The organism is Psychrobacillus sp. FSL K6-2365 (assembly GCF_038003165.1).
GTDB lineage: Bacteria > Bacillota > Bacilli > Bacillales_A > Planococcaceae > Psychrobacillus > Psychrobacillus psychrodurans.
In genome coordinates this window covers 365100-390061 of record NZ_JBBOOO010000001.1, presented here as the reverse complement: position 1 = coordinate 390061, position 24962 = coordinate 365100, and the positions used below count along the sequence as shown (strand labels likewise).

The window sequence follows — 24962 nt, the reverse complement described above, 5'->3', positions numbered from 1 at the left end:
CTCGTTTTTTTTTAGTCTTCTACCGGTAACCAGCCTTTTACATTCATCAGTCTATCCCACAATGGATCTGGAATAACTAGCTCTTCTTGCGCTTGCCTAGAAAGGGTTTTACGTATTTGATCTTCCTGACCAGCTTGAACTTTCTCCACCCAGTTTGGTTCCATCAATAATTCTCGACCTAGTGCAATGAAGGGTACACCTGTTTCAAGTGCTTCTACTACTTCATCTGGTGTATGCAATGAACCTACCCCAACTACTGGAGTACGATTCCCTACTCTTTCATGTATCTTAATAATTCTAGACTCTGTTTTATCTTCTTCACGGAAGGAGCCATTCCAAAAATGATTAACAGACACATGTAAATAATCTAAGCCTTGATCTGCTAGCTTATCTACAAAATGAAGTGTATCTTCCAATTGAATACCTGGATTACTGCCCTCTTCTGGGGATATTCGATAACCAACTACAAATGGTTTTTTTGCATGATCCTTGACTGCTTTTTTAACAGAATTTACGATCGCCATAGGAAACTTCATCCGATTCTCAAGGGAACCACCCCACTGGTCTTCTCTTCTATTTGAATGCGGCGAGAAGAATTGTTGTAATAAGTAAGTGTTTGCTCCATGGATTTCTACACCATCAAAGCCTGCTTCAATAGCTCTTCTAGTAGCATCTCCAAAGTCCTGGATTGTATTATTAATTTCATCCTCTGACATTTCTCTCGGAACTATTGCACCTTCACGTTCCGCAGCAACTGCACTTGCTGAAACAGGTTGTTTATCTGGAAGTAATTCTGGAGGTGACTGTCTGCCTCCATGATAAATTTGGATAATCGCTTTTGTACCATTCGACTGAATAGCTTTTGCTAGTTTTTTCAATCCCGGCAGAAATTTGTCATCATCTATACTGAATTGGCCTGGAAATCCCTTTCCATCCTTACTTACATACGCACAAGCGGTAATGAATGTCCCCACTCCACCAGTACGTTCTTTATAATAAGCTAGCTCTCTTTCAGAAACTTCCCCACTTTCTTCAGAGGAATAGTTAGTCATCGGCGCTACCATTATTCGATTTTTTACTTCTACACCTGATGGAAAAGTAAATTCTTGAAAAATCTTCTCGTATTTTTGCTTCATAGTTTTTTAACTCCTCTACTAGCCCTTCCGGCGAAGGACAATGTGTGATCTCTTTTTAATAGTACAGAAGTTGGCCGTAATCTTCCAACAATCTGCAATCCAAAAATCCCTATGAACAAACTATTCAATGATAGTATGCTACATAGGGATTTATTTATTGCTCTGCTCTAATTTTTTCTATTTCATTTGCCCAAGCATCGATGTTTTGATGAATGCGCTCATACTCATCATCAACCTCTTTGTCTTTAGCGGTTTTTAGTTCTTTATTGATGGCAAGTAATTGGTCCTTACGCTGATTAACCATCTCGGTAAGTTCTTCTCCTTGTTCCTTCGTAATCATCTCTTCCGTAACTAATAACTGAATCATTTCTCTGAAGCGACTACTTTCTATTGTGACTGCATTATTTAGTTTCAATGACAGTTGTCCTATTGAATATTTTGCATTAGATACCGCAAAACCATTAGGTCCTGATAGCTTAATATGAACTACATCTGTCATACTAGGGATAACCCACTTTTCAGCAATACTATTATTTAATTCTTCGCTATTATTTGCAGAAATATACTCTCCATTACCAGCTTCAGCTACTGCTTTTAACTGGTCTTCTCCTTTTTGGTCCACATTAAATCCAATAATATTCACTTTACGATTCTCGTTATCCTGCGCAAACTCTTCTGCTGCTTTAATCGGATCTCCATCACAAGTTTCTGCTCCATCACTTACAATATAGACTGTTAATGGACCTTCCATATCTTTGCTCGCCGCATTGACCGTCTGAATAGCAGCAGCTAATGGAGTCCACCCTTTGGCAGCCACCGCATCTACCGTAGTATCAAATTCTTTTTCCTTATAACTTTGGAATGGAAATACTTCATCTATTTGTGTACATGAGAGTTCTTTGTCCTTATCTTCCTGTGTTCCAGCATGTCCATAAACATAAAGGGAGACTTCATTGTCTTCTCCTAAAGTTTTCGCAAACCGTTTAACCGCAATTTTAGCAATACCCATTTTTTGCTTCCCATCTACTGAAAGTAGCATACTGGAGCTAGCGTCCAACAACAGAAAGGCTTTTGGTGGTGCAACCTTCTCATCATTCTCCTCTGCACCGAATTCTTTTGTTGGTTTTGGTAAATATGGCTCGTTCATGACCGCAGCATAGTTAATCTGCTTATCTAGTAAATCTTTATATACATTACTTCCAAAGTAATATTGTAAAGCCTGCAACATTACACTGGTATCATCTGTTGCTGTTACTACACTTTCTATCTGTTTCTTTTCCTCCGAGCTTAGTTCCCTAGCATCCTTTGGCCAGCTAGATGTTTCATAATCTAATGTATAGTCAAGTGCAAACAATCCAGGCTCCGTATGCTTCCATTCTTCTATTGTTGTGGGAATCACTACTTTGTCGATGACACTAAGGTCTGCTTCTTTAGATTTCTCCATACCTTTTTGTTCCTTTACAACTGTCTCCTCTAACTGCTCAGTGACCTCTGCTTTTTCATTTTCACTACAGCCCGAGACAAGCAATGCGAGTAAAACAACGGGAATAATTTTTCTCAACATTGAAGACCTCCTTTATTAACCTTTAGTTTCTATACGTATGTACCTAGTATTTGTTTCACTAAAAGTGAATGTGATTTTAGAAATCAGAAATAGCCCATTTGCTCACTAGACGTTATTTTGTAGAAACACTATATACTTTTAGTTCTCTATAAAAAAACTCCTGACCACATATTAAATACGGGTCAAGAGCTCTTTTGAAGAATAACTAGTTGTCATTTATGCTTTAACTAGAAATCCGCCTTCTTTTAAATATTTTTGAATACCTTCTGCTGCACGATAAGAAAGTGCACCCAGTGTACCAGTTGGATTAAAGCTACTATTATGTGGAAATGCAGATGCACCTAAAACAAATACGTTTTCAGCTTCCCACATTTGTAGGTAAGTGTTTAGCGCTGATTTCTCTGGGTCTGTTCCCATAATTACTCCACCTGTATTATGTGTGTTGGAATCTTTGTTTACGTTAAATGGACCTTGCTCTTCATTTGTATCAATAATATCTGCACCAATTTCCTCTGCAAATTTACGTGTGATAGCCGACATGTATTTACCCATTGCACGATCATTATCTGTATATTCATATGTCATGCGTAATAATGGATATCCAAATTCATCTTTAAATTCCGGATCAAGATCAAGGTAATTTTCTTTATGTGGTAAAGAAGCGCCCTGCGTTTTAACTGGGAAGTTTGAATTCGCATATTTAATAGATTTCTCTTTGAACTCAGCACCCCAGTTTGGTGTTCCTGCGGGTACACGGTTTACAGCAATTGGACGGTCGCCGTATTGTGTTGAACGAATGCCAGCTCCATGAATGAAGTCTACTTCGGAATGGTCAAAGTTATCACCCATATATTCAGCAATTTCCATTCCTAATGCACCAGCACCGCCGTACAGATTGAACTCTTTATCCTCGAAGAATAGCTGAGAACTTCCAGCAGTTACTTGGTAACAGTAATTTTTACCAATTGTCCCTTTACCTGTTTTGGGATCATAAGGAGTACCAATACCAGAGTTTAGAAGCAAACGAGAATTGTTGAATACATAACTTGCCACAACAACTACATCTGCAGGTTGTTCAAACTTTTCTCCAGTAAGCATGTCTACATAAATAACTCCGCTTGCTTTACCACCACTTTTAGTTAATTCTAAAACATTAGAATGTGTACGAAGATCTAGCTTACCTGTTTGTTTAGCAACCGGAATTACTGTAACAGCAGGGTCACCTTTAGCTCCATATTCACATCCGAAGTTTTCACAATACGCACAGTACTGACATGCTCCACGAGAGATGCCATCCGGATTTGTATAGCTTTCAGAAAGGTTAGCTGCTGGAATAACGAAAGGTTTGTATCCTAAGCTTGTTGCTGCTTTTTCGAATTCTTTCATTAATGGAGTTTTCACTAGAGGAGGCGTTGGATATGGATTAGTACGTTTCCCCCATAGTTCGACTGTTTCACCTGAAATACCAGCCATTTTTTCGAATGTGTCATAATATGGTTCCATTTCATCATAAGTTATACCCCAGTCGTTAAGACCTTCCATCCAAGCAGGAATTTTCTCGATTCCGTAACGCTCAATTGTTTTTGAACGAATTTCGAAATCATAGGGTAAGAAACGATAAGTTTGTCCATTCCAGTGACTACCTGCACCACCAACTCCGTCTCCTACTATGAATGTACCATAATGACGCATCGGTAAAGCTTTACCTGATACTGTATTTCTATAAGTAATAGTTTCTTTAGAAAGATCTTGCATTAATTCTTGACGATGTTGGTAACGAAGTTCATCATGTCCCATTGTATAATCAGCTGTTGTCCGGTCTTTACCGCGTTCTAATCCAACAACGTTTATCCCTGCTTTTGTTAGTTCAGCTGAGACTATGCCACCAGCCCAACCCATCCCTACTACTACGACAGGTACTTTAGGTAATTTTGTAACCATTTAAAAGTCAGTCCCTTCTATTATTAATGTCCCATATGAGAATTTAAACTTTGTGGTTCAAGTTCTATAAATTTTTCATCTTGTATTTCAGCCACGTATTGCATGCGTGATCCTGGATACTTACGCATACTCCAGCCAAGCATTTCATTATTACCACCATACATTGGGTCTGCATATACACCTTCAATAGTCAATGTGCGTAGTAAATTGAAAAATTGAGAAGAGGAAACCTTTCCATATAATTCAACTTTCCCTTCACTAAAAGCCAGTAGAACTTCATCTTGTTGAGTAGCTTCTAACTCTTTAAAGTCAACTTTAAATTGTTTGTTACTATACGTGTTTAAGCTGTCTAAACCAGCTAGAAACAAATCTTTACGAAGAATTTTCGTTTGTGGACCTTGGTTTTCTTCCGCTTTATAAAATGCACCCAAACGGTAATCTTTTACGTTAGAACCCCATGGACCTGCCAATTGGTGATCAATGTAAATAGCAGCATTAAGTTCTTTGGCACCAGGGCCATTTGCATCTTCAGGAAAAATACGATCCACTGCTGCTTGAGTAACCTGATATTGGCTTGGTGTGAAGAACATTAGAGCTACATTTGGATTAGCAGCAGGCGTTTTTGCGTGATTCTGAGTAACAGTATTATGTGTTGTCGATTTATCATCTTTTATTAGAAGACTTCCTAAAGCTCCACCTAAAACAACTCCGCCTACTGTCAAACCAGAGTTTTTAATGAACGTACGTCTAGACGAACGTTTATCTAAAACGGACTCTTTCTTTTCTTGTTCTGACATTATAAAACCTCCCATAAATTTAGTAATTTTCTATTTAACTAGTTAAATAGAAAATGTGCAAAATTTTTTCTTTTAATGCACAATAGAGCTCCAATTATAAACAATTGTATGTAGAGCTGAAAAAACAAGTAATGAAGCTATAAAAATAGTGTGTTTTCTTCCTGTCCAACAAAGAACAATAATGGATAAACCAATTCCAGAACCTAATAGGGCAAACCAAGGGAATGGACTATTATTAAAAAAGAGTAAAAGGGCAAAATCAGCTACGATAAAAAGGGCCAGTAGCACTTGATTGAGCATCCTCAATTCTTCTAAATTGTATTGCGTCATACTTAATCTCCTTTTATATGCAATTAAAATTATCTTAAATAATTTTTGTATACAAAAACATACTTTTTGTATACAAAAATAACATCTATTATTCTACTACACTCCTTTGTTATTTGTATATATTAAAAACTTAGCAAATGAGGATATATAATCATTGCCTTCTTTCCTATCCCTCAACTTGCTAGTTATAAGAAATATCTAATAAAATTTGCGGTAAAAAGATTTTGTTTTTCTTAGTGATGGAGAGAGACTATTAATTAGTTTCCATTAAAAGAAGCATTTAGAAAATATGGTTCTTCACTTTTTTTACTTGAATGTGCTATTTGCTTGGGCAAAACTTTAAAGTAAATTGGAGATTTAAAAGAGATTGTAAAGGAACAATTAAGTGGACTAAAAAGAAGATATCGTATAAGAGATGCAATAACATCTTATGCCTTTGGCGGAGAAATCTTAAATTTGCATATGCTGATCACTCGATGGTTATTTATTAATTTCGATGATTTCACAAGTAAATATATACAAAGGTAGCACTAATTCATTTGCAAATTGTAGAATTAGTGCTTTATGTATGTTAAAAAATTATTTATTTTCGTATTGCGGATAAATTCGTTTTTGGAAATGCAATTTGATCATCTTGGTGTACTCTAAAACTGTCCATTCCTACCGATAATCTCCAGAGTAAAATTCATGTCTTTATATAAATGTTTAGACATTAGATCACCAGCAAGTTGTTCATTTTTATTCTTAATGGCTTTGTAAATTTCTTCATGCTCATCTATTATATGTGGTCGACTATATATATCGAGCCTTAAGCTAAATAAATAGAAAATTGTCTGAGCTTGTTCTAACCTTTCAATCATTATTGGGTTTTGACATTCATTTATAATTAATTCATGAAAGCGTTGGTTTGCATTGTATATATTTTTTGACTGTCCTTCCATAAGCGAGTCACGAGATTTCTGTATGGTATTCTCAAGTTCTTTAACCTTTTCTGCTGTCATATTTTTCGCCGCTCTATTTGCTGCAAAACTTTCTAGTACTATGCGCATCTCATATATGTATATCAAATCCTGTGCTGTAGGATTATAAATATGCTTGTTCTTAATTAAACCTTCTTGCTCTAATCTTTTAATCGCTTCACGAATTGGTGTACGACTAACACCAATCTCATCAGCAAGACGTTCTTCTACGAGCTTCATTCCTCCTTTATAAGTTCCATTAAGCATAGATTCTCGAATGTATTCATAAGCCAATTTTTGCGCATTCATTTTGTTGGAAACCATATCTTAACCCCCTGAAGCTATTTTAAATTTATATACTCACTAATTATACTTTACAAATTATTTTTTTAAAGAATACTACATCCTTTGATGAAAGAAGACACCCGGTCCTTTAAGAACAGAAACATAGACATGCCGTTGATTTCCTCTCCGGGCGGACGCTTTCCGTGGGCACGGCTTCAATCTCCTCGTCACTCCAAAAACATATGCTCCTGCGGTTACTCGTCGCAAAGACATTGGTCAAAAAAAGTTGACCAATGTCCTTCCTGCGGGGCTTTCAGCTCGTACTGTTCCCACTGGAGTCTCCGCCCTGCACGCCAATCAACCATGTTCACTTTACAAAACGGATAATTGGAAACAAGTCAGCTAAATAAACGAGGATTATATGATAAAACGTCCAGATGAAATTAGCGCTAGTAATAAGGAAAATCTTATCATCAAAGCAATATTCTTTGCCAAATCACCTAGTGGAGTAATACTCATTACATTGATTGAAGTGAAAGGTGGCGACTCCGGCGGGATGAGGGAGACAGGTGAAACATCACAACGTACCCGAAGGGGCGGTGGTGGTTCATCGCTCCCCCCGCGGAGGCCAACAGGATGTTGGTCACGAAGGCGTTGCCACACGACGTGGCGCACTTAGCCTTCGTACTCCACCTGAAACGGAAATCAGCAGGATTATTCACTCTTAAAAGTGTCGAAAACCCAGTGTTCACGGGACATTTTTTTATACTTTCTTATCTTTTTCAAAAAAATACCAGCCTCTAATACAAATCGAAATTTGTATTAGAAACCGGTGCTTTATAATTATTATTTACTTGCATGGTAAGCTTCTAAGAACTCCTTCACTTTCGCTGGATCTGCAACTACCTCATTTCCAGTATCAACAAGTGGACTTACAGTAGAAACTGCTTTGTTTTTGTTTCCTTGGTAATAATTCAAAATTTCATCTTGGTTAATGGAATACAGAATAGCTTTTCTTAAATCTTCACTATTAGATACTTCACGATTTTGAGTATTGAACAACAGATAGGATACAGCGTTACTGTCATTTTTTTGAAGGGTTAATTTACTATCACCCTCTACTAGGTCATATTTTGTTTCTGGTACTCCATTGAATATATGGATTTCTCCATTACGTAATGCTGAGAGCGCGCTATCCGGATCTTGTATGAAACGTACAGTTACATTGGAGATTTTAGCTTCATTTTCTGTTCCTGTCATGTACGCTGGATTCTTCAAGAATATAGCTTCGTAATCATTTTTAAATGACAAGATGTAAGGACCGCTTGCATATAACGTATTGTTATACTTGTCACCTTCTGTAACTGTGTTTTGGTCTCCATAAGGAATATCTGTATTTACATCAAATGTTTCGACATCGTACGTATTTATGCTTTCTACTTGTTTCTTAGATACGATTCCAGCAGATTGGTGAGCTAAATAATTTAGTACTTGCGGGAAAGGATTTACAGTAGTAATTTTAACTACTTGATATTTTCCTGCTGCATTATCTGCTGTATTTTTGTCTACTACTAATTCTGTGATTTTAGCATCTAAGCCATTTTCAAGAGCTTCTTTTACAGTAACATCGCTTCCAGATTGTTTGACATCAAGCTCTGACAGGTCCGTTACTACTTCGATTGCTTCCATACTTTCATGTAAGCTATATGTGCGGTGATCTGGTACAGACTTTTCGTCTTTAGCACGGTTCATCGAGAATACAACATCATCTGCACCAACGCGTTCCCCAGTATCAACTGCTTTTTTATCTGCAACGGCAGCAAAGTTTATATCATCACGAAGAAGGAAGTAATAAGATTGATTCCCTTCGGCAATTGCATGATTAAGTGATAATGAGCCATCTGAAACAACTTTATCGTCATCTGTTAAATTTACAAGTCTTACATACATATTAGTGTTTAACGTATTAATAGAACCGTCATTTCCCTTAATCGGATCTAAAGATGTTAGTGCTCCAATTGCTTGCTGCATTATTAATGGTTGTGTTGCTCTGTTAGAAGTGTCTGTAAAGTCAATAGACTCCCATGCAACTGCACGTGATTTTGCCAGTCTTACCGTATCTGCATTTAAAATTTCTTTGTTTACACCCTGTGCTTTGAATGAATTATAAAGAGGTGCAATATATGCTTTATCCAGAACAAGATGTTGCTCTAATTGTTTATATGTTTCTGTAAAATCTTCTTCCGTTTCTGTACTTGCTTTATCAATTAACTTATCCACTTCTTCATCAGACATAATACTATTGTCACCGTCTGATTTGAATAGTGAACGTACCGCATAATCAGGATTCCCTGTAACTGTTGTCCAGCTAGATAGTGCTAAATCATAGTTACCAGCATCTTTTTGAGCTGTAAAGCTTCCGTAATCTGGTTGGATATTCAGCTTCACATCAAAACCATTTTTAATCAGTTGATCACGTACGATGTTCATATCCGCTTCCCCAGTACTCATACCTAACAGTTCAATAGCGACCGGAGTATCATCCGTTTTTACATCTTTATTATCATTTCCTTTGTCCGCTACGTCAGACTTCGTATTTACGCATCCAGCTAATATCAATACAAAGCTAAACAGTATTGCCAATAAACTTTTTTTCATATCCATGTCCTCCTATATAATATTATTTTTTTAATCCATCCTCGGATCAAAAGCATCTCTTAACCCATCTCCTAAAAAATTGAAAGATAATACAAGACCTATAATTGCTAGCCCCGGTATAATTGCTAGATAGGAATGAGATTCAAGATAAGTACTTCCTATTTTTAAAATATTTCCCCATTCTGGAATATGTGGTTCAACCCCTAGTCCAAGGAAACTTAAGCTACTAGTTGCAATTACAGCGCCACCAATAGTTAAAGTGGCTTTTACAATCATTGGCGCAAGAGAGTTTGGTACAATCTGCTTAAAAATTATAGATAAGTCAGACGAACCTAATGCACGTGCAGAATCTACATATTCATAATTCGATACCATAAGTACGTTCGCCCTCATCGTTCGTGCATAGCTTGGAATGGCACCAACACTAAGAGCTAGTATTAGATTCATCGTGTTAGCTCCGAATGCAGCAATAATAGCTATGGCAAGTAAAATTCCTGGAATAGCATACAAAATATCTAGCAATCTCATAATAATGTTATCCGCTCGTTTCGTATAATAGCCCGCTATTGCTCCAAGAAACCCGCCAATAATTAGCGGAATGATTGTAGACGCAAATCCTACCAGAAGAGATATTCTTGCTCCAAAAATAATTCTTGAAAATAGGTCTCTACCAAAATCATCAGTTCCAAAGGGATGTTCTAAGCTTGGTTTTTGTAGCAAACTTCCATAGTCATTTTCAACAGCCAAATCATAATCGAATGTATACTTGCTACAAACTGATAGAGAAAGCATAAGAATGATGAAGAACAATCCTAATATTGCAGTGGAATTCCGAGTAATTTTATTCCACATCGTGTTCCACTTCATAATTCTAGAACGATCGTAGCTGCGAGCCTTAATGACTAAACTAATACCCAGTAACAGATTAAACAAATTTCCAGTTAGTGATGAAATAATTAATAATACAGCAATGATAAGGAACCAAGATGGCGCCGATTCATCCTGTACATATTTCCCCACAAGAACTAAGGTCACTATTTGAAAAAACAGGATTCCTAGAAGAATACCCATAGCAGGAACAAAAGTATCTGTCACATACGGTTTAAATAAGTTGAAAGCCGAGACAGCAATTACGAAAATTTGTGTAAATAACATATATACAGCAAACGTATACTCTGGTGTTTTTTTCTTTTTAATCAAGTTAAAAGCAAATGATGCCGTAAAAACATTTGCACTCAATATACTTAAAAGTTGAATATATCCGAGCTTTCTTGTAGTAGGTTGTATTGCACCAAATTTCAAAAGATCTTTTTTAATTTTCCAGGTTAGGAATAATTGATATACAGTGAATACGGCGTAAACTATAAATATAGTAAAAACAAGTGACTTAATCGTTCCTTCTTTGTAGTTGAAACTATTTATCAGGAAAACCAGGCTTACTGCGAAAGAAAGAACCCATGCAAAGTTTGCTTGCGTATACTCCCGAGACAATTTCAAAGCATGTTTTTTAAATGAATTCACCTCTACACCTACTTCTAAATTACAGTTGCTTCATCTTAGATCGAATGCGAGGGTCGAAAAACGCATACAAAATATCGATGAGCACGTTTACTAATGAAATTGTTATAGCAATATAAATTACCCCACCCATGATGGCAGGAATGTCAGGAATAAACTGCTTATCAACGATATAGCTTCCTATACCACTAATATTGAAAACTTTCTCAGTAACAGCGGCTCCACCGAGCATATCCCCAAACAGCAATCCAATTACTGTAATGATGGGAATCATAGCATTACCAATTGCATGTTTCCAAAGTACCTGACGCTCATTAAGCCCCTTAGCTTTTGCCGTAATAATATAATCTTCATTTATTATTTCTAGCATAGAGGAGCGAGTCATTCTTGCAACAGATGCTGTAAGCCCCGTCCCTAAAACTATTACAGGCATAATAATAGATAACAAATTCTGAGGATTATAAGTCGCTGGTAACCATTGCAATTTAATAGAAAAATTCAAGATAAATATTAAGCCCTGCCAGAAATTCGGAATAGATAAACCAATTAACGCTATAAACATAAACGAATAATCTAAAAATGTGTTTTGTCTAGTTGCTGAAATGATTCCAACTGGTATTGCTATAACAACTGCCATCAAGAGTGAGAAAATCGCAATTGTTAAAGTGATAGGAAACTTATTAGCAATGCTTGCTGCAACGTCTTCATTTCCAGTAAAGGAAGCTCCTAGGTCAAACGTGAAAATGCCTTTTACAGCATTCCATAATTGTGCCAAGTAAGGCAGATCCAAACCATAGGTATGATTAAAAGATGCTATTTGCTCTTTTGTTGCAGCTTCTCCTAAAAGATTCGCTGCGGGATCAAAAGGTGACAAATACAAAATAGTAAACACTAGAACCGAGACCCCCGCAATAACTAAAACACTCATAACTAGACGTTCGAAAACAAATTTAATAAAGAAATTACTAATCAAAAAAAGCAGTATATACATTAGTACTCCAGGGATAAACGAAACAATTAAAAACAGTGGTTTTTTTAGTAAATCTCTAAAATACGAAATATAATTGAGCTTTACTAAACCTTGCTGTTCATACTCAGCATCAATATTTTCCGCAAGTAACTTCGAGTATTTTTCTTGTGCAAGCCTATCTACTTCACTGTTCATATGCTGTTCATCCACTGTCTCATGAAAGAAAGCATGTTTCCGGACGTATTGTTCTTTGAATTCACTTTTTAATTGTTCTTTGAGCCCTGACGTTTGTAACGAAGCATTTATTTTTTTATGAATAATAGAATATGTATCATTGTTTCTCTTCAATCGGTAGATGATAAAAATAACGACATGTAAGGGAAACCCTAGAAGAAGCAACAAATATTTATACGTATTTCTCTTCATCATTTTTTCAAATATATACGCAAGATGATCAAAAAAAACCAAATTCACCGATGGTTCTTTATTTATTCCCATCGACTATTTACCTCCTTTCTGATATATTAGAATTCCTAGTGGTATTGTATAGTATAGATTTTGAATTTTATTAAGTCAATGACATTTATTTATTAATTGAGCCAATTTCATAAAGAAGTAATTAGTAGTAAAATCCGAACAAAGTTGATTTCCTCTCTAGACGGATGCTTTCCGTGGGCACGACTTCAATCTCCTCGTCACTGCGAAAACATATGCTCCTGCGGTTACTCGTCGCAAAGACATTGGTCAAACAGAGTTCGACCAATGTCTTTCCTGCAGGGCTTTCAGTTCGTGTTGTTCCCACTGGAGTCGCCGTCTTACGCTCCAATCAACGAAGTCCACTTTAAGTAAAGGGATAATTCAGTAAAATATCACATAAGTATTCCTGGTTTTATATGATTTCCATTCTAGTCGAACGCTTGCCGATCCAAGCAATGGAATCGACTTTTAAAAACCCATTAAAAAGTTTCTTTATTAAATAAATATCCGTATTTTTAAGTAAAACAAGTAGTTATGAAATAGACATGATTAATTACATATACTGAATTAGGTAGGTGTTTATATTGGAGACTGTTCTAAGAGTGAAAGATTTAAATATCTCGTTTCTAACGAACGAAACAGAATTTGAGGCTGTGCGAGGGGTAAGTTTTGATGTGAAAAAAGGTGAAACTATTGGAATTGTTGGAGAATCCGGTAGTGGAAAGAGTGTTACTGCTCGTTCGATCATGAGACTTCTTCCCTCCCCTCCTTCTTTGCTGAAAAACGGCGAGATTGAATTTCTCGGTGAAAATCTTATAAACAAGTCAGAAAAAGAGATGGAAAGTATCCGAGGTCAGGATATTAGCATGATCTTCCAAGACCCAATGACCTCCCTTAATCCTACTATCCGAATTGGAAAGCAAATAGCTGAAAGTCTTATGAAACACCAAAAGTTATCCAAGAAGGATGCAAAAAAACAAGCACTTGAACTTCTCAAGCTAGTAGGGATTAAAGATAGTGAAGGTCGGTTCAATCAGTACCCTCATGAATTTTCTGGTGGAATGCGTCAAAGGGTCATGATAGCAATAGCATTGGCTTGCCGCCCTACTCTACTGATTGCGGATGAACCTACAACTGCACTTGATGTTACGATTCAAGCACAAATATTAAACCTAATGAAAGATATGCAGATACGTTTCGGAACATCCATTATTTTAATCACACATGATTTAGGTGTAGTTGCAGGGATGTGTGACCGAGTAGCAGTCATGAGAAATGGGGAAATTGTTGAAACTGGGACAACAGAAGAAATTTTTGAAAACCCTCAACATGACTATACAAAAAAACTACTCAATGCACTCCCACGCTTGGATGAGAAAAAAAAACCTAAACGCCCTTCTCTCCGTTCTATCGGAACAGAAGACGGAAAGCCTTTACTAGACGTACGTTCTCTTAAGCAACATTTCAATTCTGGAAAAGGAAATGTACTTAAAGCTGTTGATAACATTAGTTTCTTCATAAAACCAGGTGAAACACTTGGGTTAGTAGGAGAATCGGGGTCAGGTAAATCTACAACCGGTAGAGCAATATTACGACTCCATGAGCCAACAGATGGCGATGTACTATATCAAGGGGTAGCTATAAATAGGCTAAGTAAAAATGAAATGAAAACAATGCGTAGACATATGCAAATGATCTTTCAAGATCCTTATTCTTCATTAAATCCACGATTTAAAGTGCTGGATATAATCGGGCAAGCTCTAGATATTCATCGTTTAAGTAAAAGCAATGAGGAAAGAAAAAAGCGTGTGGAAGAATTACTCATTATGGTTGGTCTAAAACCTGAACATGCTATGCGTTATCCACATGAATTTTCTGGTGGACAACGTCAAAGAATTGGAATTGCTCGTGCACTTGCTGTAGAACCTGATTTTATCGTTTGCGATGAACCATTATCTGCTTTAGATGTCTCTATACAATCTCAAATCGTCGAGTTACTTGAGGACCTTCAGCATCGTTTAGGACTTACCTATTTGTTTATTGCTCATGATTTATCGATGGTCAAGCATATTAGTGATAGGGTAGCAGTAATGTACGCAGGAAAAATTGTTGAGCTTGCAGAAAGCGAGGAGCTATATTCTAACCCTCAGCATCCATATACAAAATCACTACTAGCTGCAATTCCAATTCCAGATCCTAAAATTGAAGCAAAGAAAAAACGGGCCCTAATGGAAGAAAATTTAGAAATAGACAAATACCAATTAAGTCAATCGGAGTTAGTAGAGGTATCCCCAGAGCATTGGGTAGCTATACCGAAATATTAAGCAAGACAGTTTTGTAAAAGGATATACTGGTATTAATACAAATCAGAATTAATTTGAATCTGCCACAGTATATAATAAGAAAAACCAGGCAAAACGCCCGGTCCTTATAGTTCAAGATCTGTTTCTAGCGTTTTCGAAGTACTCTCGACAGACTTATCGTTGTATGAATTACCGAATGTTTTGTTAGAGCTATGCTGAATCTTCTAATGGAGTACTACACACTGATTGATTGGAGTGCAAGGTGGCGTTCTTATCCTTCGTTCCTTCACCTGCAACTGAAATCAGCAGGATTATTCATTCTTGAAAGTGCCTTGATCTCAGTATTCATGGGACTTTTTTATAAACTTTCTAATTTTTCAAAAAAGCCAACTATTTTAAAATAGTTGGCTTCTTAATATTAGATTTTCTTTTTATCGTCTGTATCTTTATCATCTAATTTAAATTCTTCTGCTACATCGTCCACGATATCTTTAGTCGAGTTTTTGAATTCTTTTAACGTTTGTCCAACTGCTTTACCTAATTGAGGTAACTTTTTCGGACCGAACACGATTAAAGCAATTATTAATATAATGATTAAACCTGGTACACCGATATTTGGCATTATGTTCCCTCCTCATAACTGAATATATATAATAATCCTGTAAATTTATGCATAAGTAGTATTCAAAAGTATTGGTTGTTTTGTAACAATTACACATTATACTCCTTCGTCCCAATTTGTAAACACATAGTTATAAAAACTATTTACTGATAATGAAATCAACCACTAAAAAAATAAGATTACGTATAGTCTATTGGCATGTTTTCTCAGAGATTTAATTAGTCGTTTTGTACCACTAACATTGTGTATCCTCCATATTAATTTGTAGAAAAGAGAGTAATTTAACGTTATTTTCAGAATAAAACTATATTTTATTTTTTTTGCAAATGTGTAGAAATCGTGAAAAAAAAGGAGTAGACTTGGAAACGGTTGTTTTGTATCGGTACATTTTTAAATAGTTTATTAATCGAAGGAGAACAAAAGTGACTCAATATAATTTAGAAGAATTAAAACTCTTGAATCAAGTTCTTTTTGCATTATTTATAGCGGCAGACTTATCACTAGGTCTTTTTTTCTATAACAATGAATTCCCTTGGTTTGCATTATTAGGTTCAGGTATTGGACTAGCTATCATTGTTCTTTGCTGGACAGGAACAAAACATATATACTTTATCGCTTCTTTATTGGTTTATACTGTCTTATTCTCATTAGTATACAACTGGCATACTATCGTTCATTAATGAGTATATTTTTTTTAATTTATTATTTACCTAAATAAAGAAATTCGTTCAATTTTCTACTTATTTATACTGGAGGTTATATTATGTCAGATCAGGAAAAAAATGCTCCATACTTAGACAAACGTTCATCTAGACGTACATTTATAAAGAATTCTGGGTTAACAGTAGGTGGGGTTGTACTAGGTGGAGCTCTAGGTTCTTTACTAAGTAAAGACTCAACAACTCAAACTCATGAAACAGGTGTTCATACTACAGCAACAGCAGTAAATTTTAACCAAGCACTAATGTATTTTGACAAAACACAATTCGACACAATTGATGCAGCGGCAGAACAAATATTTCCAAAAACAGAAGTAGGACCAGGAGCAAAAGAATTACTCGTTGCTTTTTATATTGACCATCAGCTTGCTGGAAGTTGGGGACTAAATTCTAAAGAATATATGTCTGGACCATTTTATCCAGCAGAAGCTACACCATTGTTCGGACATCAAACACACTTAAACAGACAACAAATTTTCAATCTAGGGATTGAAGCTTTAAATTCAGAAGCAGCAAAACAATATAAAGCAAAGTTTTCAGAAATAACAGCGGAAGAACAGGTTGCTATTTTACAAGCTTTTGAAGCAGGTGAAGTCACATTAAATGGTGCTGTTACTTCTACATATTTCTTCTCATTACTAAAAAGTGCAACTATTGAAGGTGCTTATGCCGATCCTTTATATGGTGGGAATAAAGATATGGCAGGATGGAAGATGAAAAACTTCCCGGGCCATCAAATGAGTTATGCAAATATCATTGAAAAAGATGAATTTGTAAAAATCGAACCGACAAGCTTGAATTCACAACATAAACATTAATCGAAAGGGAGCTAATTAGACATGGCTAAGAAATTACCAAAAACAGATATAGTATTGGCAGGAGTTGGCTGGACTGGTGGTATTATCGCTGCCGAACTTACTAAAAAAGGATATAAAGTAGTAGGTTTAGAACGCGGTAAAGAAAGAAAGACAGAAGACTATCTAATGGTTCACGATGAGCTTAGATATCAACAAAGAAATGAAATGATGCAAGATCTTTCTAAAGAAACTTTGACAGTGCGTCATGACCGTTCAAAAAGAGCTCTACCTTATCGTCAACATGGTTCATTTTTAATCGGTGATGGTGTAGGTGGTTCTGGTGAACACTGGAATGGATTAACTTATCGCTTTCTTCCTTATGATTTTGAAATTTACACAAAAACTGTAGAGCGTTATGGAAAAGATAAAATCCCAGCTGATATGCCCCTACAGGACTGGGGAATTACTTATAACGATTTAGTACCATATTTTGAAAAATTTGAAGCTATGGCTGGTATCTCTGGGGAAACTAATCCACATCCAGAAGTCCCAGAGGTTAAGTATCCTACAGTTCCACTTAAAGAAACGCCTTCAATGAAAATGTTTAAGGAAGCGTCTAAAAACTTAGGATACCATCCTTACATTGCACCAGCGGCTACACTTTCTGAAAGCTACACAAATCCAGATGGAATCTCTCGGGCAGCATGTCAATATTGCGGTTTTTGTGAGCGTTTCGGTTGCGAATATGGGGCAAAAGCATCACCAGTAGTAACTGTTTTACCAGTGGCAAAAGAGACAGGTAACTTTGAAGTAAGAGCGCACTGTGTTGTTCGCAAAGTCTTACATACGAACGGAAAAGCTACTGGAGTTTTATATGTTGATACTCGAACTGGAGAAGAATATATTCAAGAGGCTGACGTTGTAGTTGTTTCAGCGTATGCACTTAATAACATTAGAATTCTATTAAACTCTCAACTTGGAAGTCCGTATAATCCAGAATCGGGAACTGGCGTAATTGGAAAGAACTACGCTTATCAAATGACGTCATCAGGTTCAACAGGTTTCTTTAAGGAGAAAGAATTTAATTTATATGCAGGTACAGGTGCACTTGCAGGAGTACTAGACGATTTTAATGGAGATAATTTTGACCATACTGATTTGAATTTTATTCACGGTGGTAACATAGCACTTGGTCATTACGGAAAACGTCCTATTTCAAATAATTCTGTCCCTAAAGGTACACCAACTTGGGGTAAAGAATTTAAAGATGAATCTATTTATTGGGCGAACCGCAGCTTGTCAGTAGGCTCACAAGGCTCAGTTATGCCAAACAAAGAAAACTATATTGACCTAGATCCTACGTATAAAGATCAATTTGGCGATCCATTATTACGTATGACATTTAACTATAAAGATAATGAAAGAAATCAACAAAAATATATTAGAGATATCACTACAAAGATTCTTGAAGAAATGGGAGCAGACATGATTAATACCCCAGGAGATCAAGGTGATTGGGATACGACAAAATATCAAACTACTCATAACACTGGTGGAGTTATCATGGGTGCAGATCCTAAAACAAGCGCATTAAACAACTACCTTCAAATGTGGGATTGTGAAAATGTATTTGTTCCTGGCGCTTCAGCATTCCCACATAATTCTGGTATGAATCCTACAGGCACAGTTGGAGCTCTTGCGTATCGTGCTGCAGAAGGTATCGAAAAATACTTAAAAACTGGTGGATCTTTAGTTTAAATAAGAGACACTTATGAAAGAGCAAAGAATAGAATTATATTTGTTAAAATATTAAAAGAATTTTACTATATATAGAATTAGCCAACAACTTGAAAAGCTACTAACCTTCTTTCGAAAAGAAGTTAGTAGTTTTTTCAATTATATTTAACATTTACTTCTCTTTACACTGCTTTTCCAATAAATAATTCTACTATTTTAGTATAGATTTCTGGTTGTTCAGTATGAACTAAATGACCTGCAAACGGCACAATCGCAACGCGAATATTTGGGTTCTTTTCAGGGTAAATAGTTGCTCCGATTGTTTCATTCGGTTTATTCTCTCCCACGATAAAAAGCACAGGGAATTCAAATTCTATTACCGCTTTTACATCCTCAAATGGATACCATTTTTCGTCCTTTCCAAAATGAATAAATTGTCTCCAATCTGACGCATGTATTTGATCGAAGTAACTACCTATTTCTTTACTAGTCAATAAGTCGGTTTGTCTTCTCACATCTACCTCATGCATTTCCAACCAGTTGTCCGGCTTTATCGGCGTAATTCCCGAAATAACTAAAGAGCTAATCCTATCAGGAAATAGTTGAGCAAATTTAATCGCGACAAGAGCTCCCAACGAACACCCTACTAGATGAATAACAGATATTTTTAAGTGATCCAGCGTTTCTAATAAATCCTTAGCCGAGTCCTCAAAAAAATTTTTGATATTGTCTGTTATAGATTGCCCATGGCCTCTTAAATCAGGAGAAACCACTTGATAACTTTTACTAAAATAATCTCTTTGGAACTCAAAATCTAATAGACCGGTTTGTAGACCAGTATGTAGAAAAACGATAGAATTACCATCACCTGTAACATTTGTATGTAATTTCAATTTATTCATACTCCTTTTACTTCATTACATATTCAGCTAATACACTTTGAACTTTATATATATTCAAGGATTTGTTGAATTTCTTCTGTATAGGAGCTACACTTCCCGACAACCATATTTTTAACTCAGCATCTAAATCAAAAGTTCCTGCTGTTTCAATTGAAAAATGAACGATGCTTCTATACGGTATCGAATGATACTCTACCTTTTTCCCCGTCACTCCTTGTTTATCGATTAATAATAAACGTTTATCCGTGAAAACAATTAAATCACGAATAAGCTTATACGCATGCTCTACCCTCTCCGAAGGAGCAAGTAAATCTTTTAATTCACTTTCAACTTGACCATTTTCTATCTCCGATGCATTCCCCATCAATCCATCTAAAATCCCCATCTATATTCCTCCTAAGTACACATTTTCATATTAATTCAAGAACTATATCCTAATCTCCTGCAAGTATAGAAACAAAGTAAATTATTTAGATCAATTTCATAATAGTGATATACGAATAATGCTAATTTACGATCTATGCGGATGCTTTCCGCTGGCACGGCATCAAACTTCTCGTCACTACTTTCCTATTCGACTTTCAGTTCGAGCTGTTCCCGCTGGAGTGACCGCCTGCCGGTCCAATCAACAGGATTAACTTTTAAATAATGAATAATAAATTGTGATATCGAAGCTTCAGTTATATCTTTAACCGTTCATCCCCTTGGTTTTCCGTTTCCTCCTGTTAAGGATTAGCATTCAACTCTTTCAACTAGTTGGTTCTTTTGTGATAGGTGTTTCCATATCATTTCAAACCAAAAGCAAACACAAAAAAATAGATACTTCTACCTGAGTAGAGTATCTATTTTTTTAAAGCAAGCTGTATAACAACTAAAAAGCAATTACTTTAGCGGAATTTCCACAATAGCAGTTGTCTCTGATTCATCTGTTGATTCAATGGAGATTCTTCCATTGTATTTATTTACTACTTCCTTCACGATAAATAATCCTTGCCCTCTAACCTGCCCTTTTGCTTCATTTTTGGTTGAATATCCTTGTTTGAAAATTTGTGCTTCCTTACCTATACATTGCCCGGTATTCGTAATGACAAATAGATAATTAGTATCGTTAACAGAACAATCAATCGTTATTTTCCGTTCCCCTTCTGGCAACTCTTTCGCCGCATCAATAGCATTATCGATTAAATTCGATAAAATAATTATTAAATCTGTGCTTTTTATTCTACCAAATGAAGCATGGGGGATTGTCATCTCCATATTTATACGATGATTTTGTGCAGCTAGCTTCTTTGATTGCAATAATATCGATAGACCAGGATGATCTATATTTAACTTAAGAGATTCAATAGTTTCTACTTCTTTAAAAAGGGTGGATGCATATTGTAATGCCTTCTCCGATTCCCCTATTTTTAGAAGCCCATGCAAAACAAGAATATGATTAGAAAAATCATGTCGTAATGATGAAACCGAGGTTATCAAAGTTTTTATCTCTGTTTGATAAGTATTCTCCGTATGACCTACTTCCTTTTTAACCTCTCTTTGATACCATTTTTGCATAAATAAGAAGGAGCCTAGCACGATGAAAATAAATAAACCATTAAATGCAAAGATTAATATATTCCTTTTTAACCCAGCCCCTTCAATCTGATTAATGGTATGTATACTAGTATCTATACCTAAATAACCAAGTATTTTCCCATCATCGTCCTTTATAGGTGCTCCAACGGATAAATAATCTCCATAATCTGGATCTTTCAGCACTTCGGTTACATATACCTGACCTTTATAGGCTTTAGTAACTTGCTCTTCCGGAACTGTACATGCAACGCCTATCTGATAATTATCTAAATTATCTATTTTACCGGAGTGCGCCAAAATCATCGTTTTAGAAACTTTAGGATTATCGACTTCTAGTGTGTAAACATATAAGGAACCTAACTTTTCGCGCACATCATTCAAATAAACTTGAATCTCTCGAAAATGTTCATTTTTCTCGGGGTTACTCAAAAATTTTTGATACGTGTCGATATCTATTGATGAAGCTATTGACCTAGCTGCTTGCAAACTTTGGTTTGCAATTGACTCTTGTACTGTATTTTTCATTTTCACGTACGAAATATAAACATTTAAAGCAGAGAAAAAGATTAATAAAACAGTAGACAAGACTAAAATTTTTTTTACTTTATGACTTTTCATATGCATATGTACTTCCTTAGCTTATTTCTATTTAAAAGTAGATTATTCGACAATTATCTTGTAAATAATGTAATTATACTATAATACATCATCAATAACCTTGTTTATGAGCATATTCCTTTTTTTGCAATAATACACTTTGAGTGTATACTACATTTGTATTGTTTTTTATGTACCATCTCAAGGAGGAATTATGATGTACAACATTGGAGATATTATAGAAACTAGAGACTTCATTATGAGTAAGACAGATCATCGCCCTGTGATTGGAATGATTTTAGGGTCAGGCTTAGGTACGCTTGCTGATGAAATTAAGAACCCCATAAAAATTCCATATAGCGACATTCCACATTTTGCAAAATCTGAAGCAATTGGTCATGCAAACGAACTAGTCATTGGAGAATTAAATGGAAAAATAGTTGCTGCCATGAAAGGTCGCTTTCATTATTATGAAGGCTTTACTTTGGACGAAGTAACCTTCCCAGTACGTGTAATGAAAGCACTTGGTATAGAAAAAGTTATTATTACAAATGCCTGTGGTGCCGTGAATACAAGTTTTAATCCAGGAGACTTAATGTTAATAACAGACCACATTAATTTAGTAGGAAGCAATCCATTAATTGGTCCAAATAATGACGAATTAGGTACACGCTTCCCTGATTTATCTGAAGTATATAACAAAGAGCTACGCAGTATTGCAACTAAAGTAGCGAATGAACAAAACATGGAATTGCAAGAGGGTGTTTATGCTTGGTGGAGTGGTCCTACATACGAAACCCCTGCAGAAATCCGTATGTTCCGCATATTAGGAGCTGACGCTGCAGGTATGTCCACGGTTCCGGAAGCGATTGTAGCTACTCACGGTGGTATGAAAGTACTTGGTATTTCATGTATAACGAATATGGCGAGTGGAATATTAGATCAGCCTCTAAATCACGAGGAAGTAATTGATGTTGCAGGTAAAGTAAGAGTTAAATTTGTTGAATTAGTAAAAGGTATTTTGGAAGAGATTTAAATTTAGATAGTTGTATTTATATTTCCATCGTCTTCATTGTTTCTTGTGTGCTTTGAACAACATGTTGGTAACTCATACCGGGTAAGTTTTAAGAGGATTGGGAAGTGTAAAGCTTCTTCCCACTCCTCTTTTTTATTTGATTTTTATCTCCGCATCCTCTTCTATCCAAGATGGGTAAAAATCAAGATCCAATCGAATCGGATTTGTAAAAGTAGTAACCGACTTATTTGGTAGTTCAAATTCGATTCTCCCTTCTCCAGGAGAGTTAGTCTTTGAACCTTTTACATAGTTAGAATAGAGTGGTGTACGTCCCTCATAGTGTATATAAAATTCTTTTTCATCAGCATCTGTAAATTTTATAAATCCAACCATATTCATATCGTAATCTTTATCGATATTTACAGTAAAACTGACACGATTATCCTTCACTTGCAAATTTGAGAATATTGATTGGGAAGGCAGTTGTATAAACTTTTTGGATTCGGTATCGATTAAAATATAGGCTTCCTCTTTATCCATTGCTGCTATTTTTCCAAATGTTAACGTTAACTTTTTTGGCTCATAAAAGTAAAAACTTTCTTTTAGTGGTACTTCCCATACATTACCTTCCTCTAGTGGTTTATATGCATTTCCAGGGATAGCAGACCATTTCCTTCCCTTTTCATCTACCAGTTCTAATTCATCAAATGGTCGAGCCAGAAGTTTTTTTGTGTTTTTAGGATTTTCTTCTATTTTAACAACCGCGCGTATTGGATCGACTATTACCTCCTTTACCTTAAGGCTTTGCCCGTCAATTTTCACTTCTTTGTTTACTATAAAATTCTTACTCTCAACATCCATCTTTTTATAAGAAAATGGAATTCTAAAATGCTCCGTCTTATCACCATTCTTCAAACCGACTACCCACGAAAGATCTTTGCCTTGTTTTACTTTCCATAAGTGTTCCGAGGTACTATAAATATCGGTGTTTTCTTCAGGAGCCAAAGGAATAGAGTGACTACCTAAGTCAAAACTATAGTTAGTAGTATGTAATCCCGACCATAATTGAATATACTTCAATCCTAGCTTGCTTATATCTATTTCCTTTGATTGAACAGAATAAAATACGACCAGTCCATTATTATCTGCTAAAACTCCATCCAGGGTTACTGTAATACCATTTTTTTCTAGAGACTTATTGATAGGCTGGTAATAGTCATTTTCTACAGCTGCAGTCAATCCTTTATCTTGCTGAATAAGAGAGAGTACCCTATCCATCCCTGGTATAGAAGCAACCTTGTTTGCGAATACAGGAGATACAGAGATTGTTGTGATAAACGAGATGAGAAGGATTGCAGCAATTACAATCGACCATGAACTCCGCTTTATTATCTTCACTCTTTTTAATGCTTGTTCTTTTTTTGCTTTCGCGAGTCCACTTTGTACAGCAAAGTGTAGCTTTTCCTTTGATACTTCCATCTTATCAATAGATTTTTTCCTCTGCTCCAGCTTCTTTTTTTCCTCCTCAAACACGTTTAACCTCTCCCTTCTCTTCAAATCCTGCCCTTAGTGCTCGTAAAGCTTTATGTAGCCGTGTTTTAATCGTTCCTTCTGGAGTATTCCACATAACGGCGATGTCCTTTATTTTGACATCTTCAAAATACTTCAAATGCAATAACTCTCTTTCGTAATCAGATAAACTTAAAAGAGCCTCCTCGACCTCCAAAAAAGTGAAATCTTCAGTTATTCCTTGTATGTTAAGTATTCGTTCCTCGAACACTTCCCTCTTACTTTTTTTGATGACATCCTGGCAATAATTCATCATAATTCGGATGAGCCAAGTTTTAAAATAAGCAGGCTCCTTCACCGTTTTTATACTTCGATAGACTCTATAAGTCACTTCTTGGATAGCCTCTAGTGCATCTCCTTCATTTTTCAAATAAGAGATAGCTGTCCGATATAGCGCTTCCTCATATGAATAGATTAATGTTAAAAATGCTTCTTCGTCGCCTTTAATCGCTTTCTTTACTAGTATTTTTTCGTTCAAGATTTCACCT

At 35.8% G+C, this 24962-nt stretch carries 20 protein-coding genes; 5 read left to right on the top strand and 15 right to left on the bottom strand.

Going from position 1 to position 24962, the window contains the following annotated elements:
* Positions 1-11 precede the first annotated feature (11 nt).
* The 9 genes from MKY29_RS01935 to MKY29_RS01895 all read right to left on the bottom strand — a co-directional run bounded on the left by MKY29_RS01935 (position 12) and on the right by MKY29_RS01895 (position 12656).
* The gene (locus tag MKY29_RS01935) at positions 12-1136 is read right to left on the bottom strand and encodes an NADH-dependent flavin oxidoreductase (protein ID WP_340878834.1); all 1125 of its coding nucleotides are present in this window, start codon (positions 1134-1136) and stop codon (positions 12-14) included.
* 154 nt (positions 1137-1290) lie between these two features.
* On the bottom strand, positions 1291-2700 hold the full coding sequence (locus tag MKY29_RS01930; protein ID WP_340878833.1) for a VWA domain-containing protein: 1410 nt from the start codon (positions 2698-2700) through the stop codon (positions 1291-1293).
* Between the two features lie 216 nt (positions 2701-2916).
* Positions 2917-4641 carry a GMC family oxidoreductase gene (locus tag MKY29_RS01925; RefSeq protein WP_340878832.1) on the bottom strand — a complete coding sequence of 575 codons (1725 nt, stop codon included), beginning with the start codon at positions 4639-4641 and terminating at the stop codon, positions 2917-2919.
* Between the two features lie 23 nt (positions 4642-4664).
* Positions 4665-5438, bottom strand: coding sequence for a gluconate 2-dehydrogenase subunit 3 family protein (locus tag MKY29_RS01920; RefSeq protein WP_093493390.1), 774 nt, complete (start codon positions 5436-5438; stop codon positions 4665-4667).
* 72 nt (positions 5439-5510) lie between these two features.
* On the bottom strand, positions 5511-5768 hold the full coding sequence (locus tag MKY29_RS01915; RefSeq protein ID WP_269923263.1) for a hypothetical protein: 258 nt from the start codon (positions 5766-5768) through the stop codon (positions 5511-5513).
* Positions 5769-6412: 644 nt separating this feature from the next.
* Positions 6413-7051: a GntR family transcriptional regulator gene (locus tag MKY29_RS01910; RefSeq protein ID WP_093493387.1), complete on the bottom strand. Its 639-nt coding sequence runs from the start codon at positions 7049-7051 to the stop codon at positions 6413-6415.
* Between the two features lie 807 nt (positions 7052-7858).
* On the bottom strand, positions 7859-9670 hold the full coding sequence (locus MKY29_RS01905; RefSeq protein WP_093493384.1) for an ABC transporter substrate-binding protein: 1812 nt from the start codon (positions 9668-9670) through the stop codon (positions 7859-7861).
* Between the two features lie 30 nt (positions 9671-9700).
* Positions 9701-11191, bottom strand: coding sequence for an ABC transporter permease (locus MKY29_RS01900; protein WP_241597607.1), 1491 nt, complete (start codon positions 11189-11191; stop codon positions 9701-9703).
* Between the two features lie 19 nt (positions 11192-11210).
* Positions 11211-12656 (bottom strand): ABC transporter permease, encoded by a 1446-nt coding sequence (locus MKY29_RS01895; protein WP_241597609.1) that lies wholly within the window; start codon positions 12654-12656, stop codon positions 11211-11213.
* 563 nt (positions 12657-13219) lie between these two features.
* On the opposite strand from MKY29_RS01895, the gene MKY29_RS01890 reads away from it, so the two are divergent.
* On the top strand, positions 13220-14959 hold the full coding sequence (locus MKY29_RS01890; RefSeq protein WP_093493382.1) for an ABC transporter ATP-binding protein: 1740 nt from the start codon (positions 13220-13222) through the stop codon (positions 14957-14959).
* A gap of 397 nt (positions 14960-15356) precedes the next feature.
* On the opposite strand, the gene MKY29_RS01885 is transcribed toward MKY29_RS01890, so the two are convergent.
* A complete protein-coding gene (locus MKY29_RS01885; protein WP_093496688.1) occupies positions 15357-15563 on the bottom strand; it encodes a twin-arginine translocase TatA/TatE family subunit in 207 nt (68 codons plus the stop codon).
* Positions 15564-15982: 419 nt separating this feature from the next.
* Here MKY29_RS01885 and MKY29_RS01880 point away from each other — a divergent pair, with 419 nt between their 5' ends.
* The 3 genes from MKY29_RS01880 (at position 15983) to MKY29_RS01870 (ending at position 18834) form a co-directional block, all read left to right on the top strand.
* Positions 15983-16240 (top strand): hypothetical protein, encoded by a 258-nt coding sequence (locus MKY29_RS01880; RefSeq protein ID WP_241597616.1) that lies wholly within the window; start codon positions 15983-15985, stop codon positions 16238-16240.
* An 83-nt stretch (positions 16241-16323) separates the two neighbouring features.
* A complete protein-coding gene (locus MKY29_RS01875) occupies positions 16324-17097 on the top strand; it encodes a gluconate 2-dehydrogenase subunit 3 family protein (RefSeq protein WP_340878831.1) in 774 nt (257 codons plus the stop codon).
* Positions 17098-17118: 21 nt separating this feature from the next.
* On the top strand, positions 17119-18834 hold the full coding sequence (locus MKY29_RS01870; protein ID WP_093496685.1) for a GMC family oxidoreductase: 1716 nt from the start codon (positions 17119-17121) through the stop codon (positions 18832-18834).
* A gap of 161 nt (positions 18835-18995) precedes the next feature.
* On the opposite strand, the gene MKY29_RS01865 is transcribed toward MKY29_RS01870, so the two are convergent.
* From MKY29_RS01865 to MKY29_RS01855, 3 genes are all read right to left on the bottom strand, one after another.
* Complete coding sequence (locus MKY29_RS01865) at positions 18996-19706, bottom strand: alpha/beta fold hydrolase (protein ID WP_241597622.1); 711 nt, start codon at positions 19704-19706, stop codon at positions 18996-18998.
* Positions 19707-19722: 16 nt separating this feature from the next.
* On the bottom strand, positions 19723-20100 hold the full coding sequence (locus MKY29_RS01860) for a PH domain-containing protein (RefSeq protein ID WP_241597624.1): 378 nt from the start codon (positions 20098-20100) through the stop codon (positions 19723-19725).
* A gap of 497 nt (positions 20101-20597) precedes the next feature.
* Positions 20598-21911 carry a sensor histidine kinase gene (locus MKY29_RS01855; RefSeq protein WP_340878830.1) on the bottom strand — a complete coding sequence of 438 codons (1314 nt, stop codon included), beginning with the start codon at positions 21909-21911 and terminating at the stop codon, positions 20598-20600.
* 196 nt (positions 21912-22107) lie between these two features.
* Here MKY29_RS01855 and MKY29_RS01850 point away from each other — a divergent pair, with 196 nt between their 5' ends.
* On the top strand, positions 22108-22926 hold the full coding sequence (locus MKY29_RS01850) for a purine-nucleoside phosphorylase (RefSeq protein ID WP_241597629.1): 819 nt from the start codon (positions 22108-22110) through the stop codon (positions 22924-22926).
* A gap of 132 nt (positions 22927-23058) precedes the next feature.
* Here the strand turns inward: MKY29_RS01850 and MKY29_RS01845 are convergent, their stop codons facing one another.
* Both MKY29_RS01845 and MKY29_RS01840 read right to left on the bottom strand, forming a co-directional pair.
* Positions 23059-24438 carry a DUF4179 domain-containing protein gene (locus MKY29_RS01845; protein ID WP_340878829.1) on the bottom strand — a complete coding sequence of 460 codons (1380 nt, stop codon included), beginning with the start codon at positions 24436-24438 and terminating at the stop codon, positions 23059-23061.
* Complete coding sequence (locus MKY29_RS01840) at positions 24431-24952, bottom strand: sigma-70 family RNA polymerase sigma factor (RefSeq protein ID WP_241597635.1); 522 nt, start codon at positions 24950-24952, stop codon at positions 24431-24433. Before MKY29_RS01840 ends, MKY29_RS01845 begins: the two co-directional genes overlap by 8 nt.
* Positions 24953-24962 lie beyond the last annotated feature (10 nt).